Here is a 4,755-nt window from a genome sequence, read left to right on the forward strand (position 1 = left end):
AGATGTTCACCACCGGCGCGCACAAGTGCCAGTACGTCTTCCTGATCACCAACACTGACCCCGATGCCCCAAAGCATAAGAGCCTGACCATGTTTCTGGTGCCACTGGATTCCCCGGGCATCGATATCCAGGGCATCCGCACCGTCGACGGCGACCGCACCAATATCGTCTACTACAGCGACGTGCGCGTCGAGGACAAGTACCGGCTCGGCGAGGTCAACGGGGGCTGGACGGTGCTGCGCGAGCCGCTCAACACCGAGCACGGCGCTGTCGCTGCCGCACCGGATGGGTTGCAGGACGTCTCAATCATGATGCACCAGGCCGGGTTTATGGCGCATGCCCTGGACAAGACCGCAGCCAAGGTCGGGGAGCGGGATAGCAATGGGCACAGGCTTGTTGGCGATGAATCGGTGGCGTACCGGTTGGGCCGCAGCGCCGCCCGGATCGAGGCGGCGCTGAGTGCGCCGAGCATCTTCGGCCGGGTGGCCATCGCGCAGACGATGCGCGATGTCTCACCGGAGTTGATGGACATTCTCGGTACGGCTTCGACGCTGCCGGTGGGTACCGACGGTGCGGCTGACGACGGTGCGTCGGAGTACGTCTACCGGTTCGCCCCGCTGGTCGGGATCTACGGCGGCACCCTCGAGGTCTTCCGTAACATGATTGCGCAGTACACGCTCGGCTTGGGCAAGCCGAACTATTCGGCGCCCAAGAAGGTTTCGTAGCCCGGTCAGGTCGACAGGATAGTTGCGGCAGCGGTTCCGGGCGCACCGTAAACCTGGGCGAATCCGACTCGCGGAGTTCCCGGAACTTGGCGTTCACCTGCCTGGCCCCGTAACTGCCGCACCAGTTCGTGCATCTGGCGCAAACCGGATGCCCCGATCGGTTCGCCGTTGGCGATCAGTCCACCGTCGGTGTTGACCGGCATGGTGCCGCTGATCTCGGTAACGCCGTCGGCCAACAGCTTCTCCTGCTCGCCGTCGGCACAGAATCCCGCCTCGGCCATGTGAATGACCTCCGCGCCGGCGTCGGTGTCCTGCAACTGGATGACGTCGACATCGCTGGGCGAAACGCCAGCCTTCTCGAAGGCGGCTTTGGCGGCGTAGACGGTCGGCGAGACGTCCTCATCGACCGGTGCATATGTGGTGTTGACCTCGTACGCACCGTAGCGCCGGGTACGGATTTCGACCGCCCGCACATATACGGGTTTGGTGGTGAACCGGTGCGCGATGTCGGCGCGACACATCACGACGGCGGCTGCGCCTTCGTCGGGGGCGCAGAACATGTACTGGGTCAGTGGGAAATTCAGGATCGGCGAGGCCAGGATGGCCTCTTCGGAGATCGGCTTGCGGCGGAAGGCGTTGGGGTTCAACACTCCGTTGCGGAAGTTCTTCGCGGCGACCTTGGCCAGCGTGTGGGTGGAGATGCCATGATCGTGGAGGTATCTGTTGGCCTTCATCCCGAAGAACTGGGTAGTGAGGTATTGACCGTTCTGGGCGTACCAGCTCGGCATGCCGACCAGCGCGGGATCTTCGGTAAAGGCGCCGCGGGGGTGCTTGTCCATTCCGACGGCAATGCCAATGTCGTAGTCGCCCAACCGGATACTGTCAGCGCACAATTTGGTCGCGCTGGCCGCGGTGGCACAGGCATTGAACACGTCGGTGAACGGAATGCCGGTCAGACCCACCATGCCGACGATCGCATCCGGGTTCGCCACCGTCCAGCTGCCGCCGACGGCGAATTGAATGTCCTTCCAACCGACACCCGCATCGGCAAGCGCGAGCCCGATCGCGTCGGCGGCCATCTGCATCGCTGATTTGCCTTCGAAGCGGCCGAACGGATGCAGACCTACGCCGATGATCGCGACCTCGTTCGTACTATGACTCATGCGGGTGCTCCATCACTTTGACCCTTTCGGGCCTACTTGGCATCGAACGTAACGGGCAGCGCTGTCGGCGAGCGGAACGGCTGGCCGTAGATGTGCGGGTCGTCATCGGTGATGAGCTTCAGGTTGGTCACCCGGCTAAGCAGACATTCCAGCGCCACTCGGGTTTCCATGCGAGCCAGGTGCAGGCCCAGGCAGGTGTGTTCTCCGGCGGCGAACGAGATGTGGGGCAACTGCTTCCGGAAGATGTCGAAATCTTCCGAGCGTTCCCAGCGGTGCTGATCGCGGTTGGCCGAGCCGATGCACAGGTCGACGGCGGACCGTGCGGGTATCTTAATTCCTTGCAGCACAGTGTCTTCGGTAGTGAAGCGTTGCACGGTGGTCAGCGGTGTCTCGAACCGCAGTCCTTCTTCGATCGCCGGCGCGACCAACGCGTGATCGGATTGGACCGCGGCGAACTGCTCGGGGTGGGTGAGCAACAAGAACAGCAGGTTGCCCGATGATCGGTAGGTGGTTTCCAGTCCTGCCGGAAGCAGCAGTCGGAGGAACGAATAGATGGCCTCGTCGCTGAGCTTTTCGCCGTCGATCTCTGCGGTGACCAGATCGCCGATGATGTCCTCGGTCGGTTGGGCCCGGCGCTGTTCGATCTGTTCGAGGAAATAGTCTTTCAGGGCTGCGGAAGCCTCGAACGCGCGCTCGTACTTGATGGTGTAGTTGATCAACTGCACCGCGCGTCGGCGGAAGGTCGGCAGATCGTCGGCCGGCAGACCCAAGAGCTTTGCGATGACGCGGGTCGGGAACTCGAAGGTGAAATCGCGGACGAGGTCGGCGTGCCCGGCATCGATGAACTCGTCGATCAGCGCATCGCAGATTGGCCGCACAATCTCCGGTTCCCAACGGGCAAGTGCCTTGGACTTGAACGCCGCCGATACCAGATTGCGGTGTTCGCGATGCGTATTGCCCTCCATCGCCAAGATGGAGGGACCGATGAACAGCCCGATCGTGTTGTCGTAGTAAGTCGAGTTGAAAACCTTGCCGTCGCGAAATGCGGTGTTCACCGCGTCGAATGACATTGCGGCGAAGGAATTCTTGGGCCGCAACGCTTCCGGGGTTTTGGAATAGTCGATGACGGATCCATGGAATACGCCGGCCCCGTCGCGCTTCTGGGCGAAGTACGGATACGGATCGCGGATGAACTCAGACGGCAAGGCGGCGTTGACGGCGGCGTCTCGAAGTTGACTTTCCACAGCTGCGCTCCAGCTTCGTCGAGTGGACCGGCGTCCTGCCGCATGATCGTACTGTAAATATTACAGTAGCGTACATCGGCTAGCCAGGTCGCTGCGAGCTATCGGTACCCGGACCGAACAGTGAACCCGATCCGGCCCGTAAACGTGTCAACACCGGGAGGCCACAGCTTGTGGCCGGCCAAAGTTGCAGTGCCAAGAATGGCGGAGGTCGGATATGCAGTCAGGCGCGCGTCAGCGATCCAAGGCCTACCGAGGCGTAGCTTTAGAGGGCGGTGTCGCGCGCTGGTACGACGCGAGAGCGCGGAAGGCGCGAGCCGAAAAGCAGGCGTTGGCCTGGCGGGTGGCCGAGTCCCTGCCTTCGTCCGGGCGGGTGCTCGAGGTCGCTCCAGGGCCGGGATATCTCGCGATTGAACTTGCACGCCTCGGCGACTACCAGGTCAGCGGCCTCGATATCAGCGAAACGCTGCTGGCCATCGCGCGCGAAAACGCGGCTCGAGAGGGCGTCCAAGTCGACTTCCGCCACGGCGACGCAGCTGCCATGCCGTTCGAAAGCGGGACCTTTGATTTCGTCGTGTGCCAGGCAGCATTCCAGAACTTCAGCAGTCCGGCTGATGCGCTAAAAGAGATCAGACGGGTATTGAAAGTGGGCGGTACAGCGGTGATCGTTGACCTTCGCCATGATGCTTCCGGCGAGGCGATCAATGAGTACGTCGGGACCATCAGCGGCGGCGTGTTCGACTGGCTGACCAACCAGCTACTTTTCCGGCGGCTCCTCGTGCGGCGCGCTTACTCCAGCGAACAGCTCAAAGAATGGCTGGCAGCAAGCCAATTCTCCGACTTTGAGATTCTGGAAGGTCCGATGGTCCTCGAGCTGTGGGCGACAAAGACCGCTTCCTGATCGAATGGTCGCAGACTCAGGGGCCGCGCCGGTTCCGCCTGGTCAATTCCACGCCGAGTTCGTCGAACGGCACCGGATGGCCTTTGGCGCAACGGACTTCGACTGACGCATCGGCGCCGCAATCGAGATGGGTAAGCCGCAACCGGTTGGAGCCGGACAGGTGCCGTTGGCCCCATACGAACATCGCCCAGACTACCGGCATGAAATCGATCCCGGCTTCGGTGAGTACGTACTCGTCGCGGGTGCGCTGCCCGGGCTCGCGGTACGGCTGGCGCGTCAACAGTCCGAGGTCGACCAGTTCGGACAACCGCGCGGAAGCCGCAGCTTTGGTGACACCGATCCGCTGGGCGAAATCGTCGAATCGAGTGGTGCCGTAGTAGGCCTCGCGCATGATCAGCATCGCCGATTTGGTGCCCACGACCGACATGGTCTGCTCGATCGGGCAGTCACCGACCGCCGACCAGGCGTCGCGATCAGCCAGCGCGCCCTGTAAAAGTGTCACGCAAATCACCTCCGATCTGGGTTGTTCTCAGTATACCCAGGTGTTTAGCTGGGTACAGGTGTAGATACTTAGCATTCGGCTCAAGGAGGAGTCATGGCATATCAAGGTCGAGACGCCGTCATTGTGGGCGCGGTACGCACGCCCGTGGGCAAGGGCAAGGCCAGCGGCGCACTGCACGACGTGCTGCCCGCAGATCTGCTGGCCCACAGCTTGCGAGAGCTGG

Annotated in this window: 5 protein-coding genes and 1 pseudogene; 3 read left to right on the plus strand and 3 right to left on the minus strand. The window is 62.3% G+C overall.

From position 1 onward, the window contains the following. Window positions 1–725, plus strand: a 725-nt coding sequence (locus VN856_RS22665) for an acyl-CoA dehydrogenase family protein (RefSeq protein ID WP_325693239.1), incomplete at its 5' end; no start/stop codon positions are given. A 5-nt stretch (window positions 726–730) separates the two neighbouring features. Here the strand turns inward: VN856_RS22665 and VN856_RS22670 are convergent. After that, the gene (locus VN856_RS22670; protein ID WP_325693241.1) at window positions 731–1,888 is read right to left on the minus strand and encodes a thiolase family protein; all 1,158 of its coding nucleotides are present in this window, start codon (window positions 1,886–1,888) and stop codon (window positions 731–733) included. A gap of 32 nt (window positions 1,889–1,920) precedes the next feature. Then, the gene (locus tag VN856_RS22675) at window positions 1,921–3,132 is read right to left on the minus strand and encodes a cytochrome P450 (protein ID WP_325693244.1); all 1,212 of its coding nucleotides are present in this window, start codon (window positions 3,130–3,132) and stop codon (window positions 1,921–1,923) included. Window positions 3,133–3,346: 214 nt separating this feature from the next. Between VN856_RS22675 and VN856_RS22680 the strand changes: the two genes are divergently transcribed. Continuing rightward, on the plus strand, window positions 3,347–4,030 hold the full coding sequence (locus tag VN856_RS22680; RefSeq protein ID WP_325693247.1) for a class I SAM-dependent methyltransferase: 684 nt from the start codon (window positions 3,347–3,349) through the stop codon (window positions 4,028–4,030). 16 nt (window positions 4,031–4,046) lie between these two features. Here the strand turns inward: VN856_RS22680 and VN856_RS22685 are convergent, their stop codons facing one another. Further along, on the minus strand, window positions 4,047–4,532 hold the full coding sequence (locus VN856_RS22685; RefSeq protein WP_325693250.1) for a helix-turn-helix domain-containing protein: 486 nt from the start codon (window positions 4,530–4,532) through the stop codon (window positions 4,047–4,049). A gap of 93 nt (window positions 4,533–4,625) precedes the next feature. Here VN856_RS22685 and VN856_RS22690 point away from each other — a divergent pair. Then, window positions 4,626–4,755: pseudogene (locus VN856_RS22690) on the plus strand (steroid 3-ketoacyl-CoA thiolase); the annotation flags it as partial.

Origin of the sequence: Mycobacterium sp., from assembly GCF_035603715.1 — a bacterium.
In the GTDB taxonomy this organism is placed as follows: Bacteria; Actinomycetota; Actinomycetes; order Mycobacteriales; family Mycobacteriaceae; genus Mycobacterium.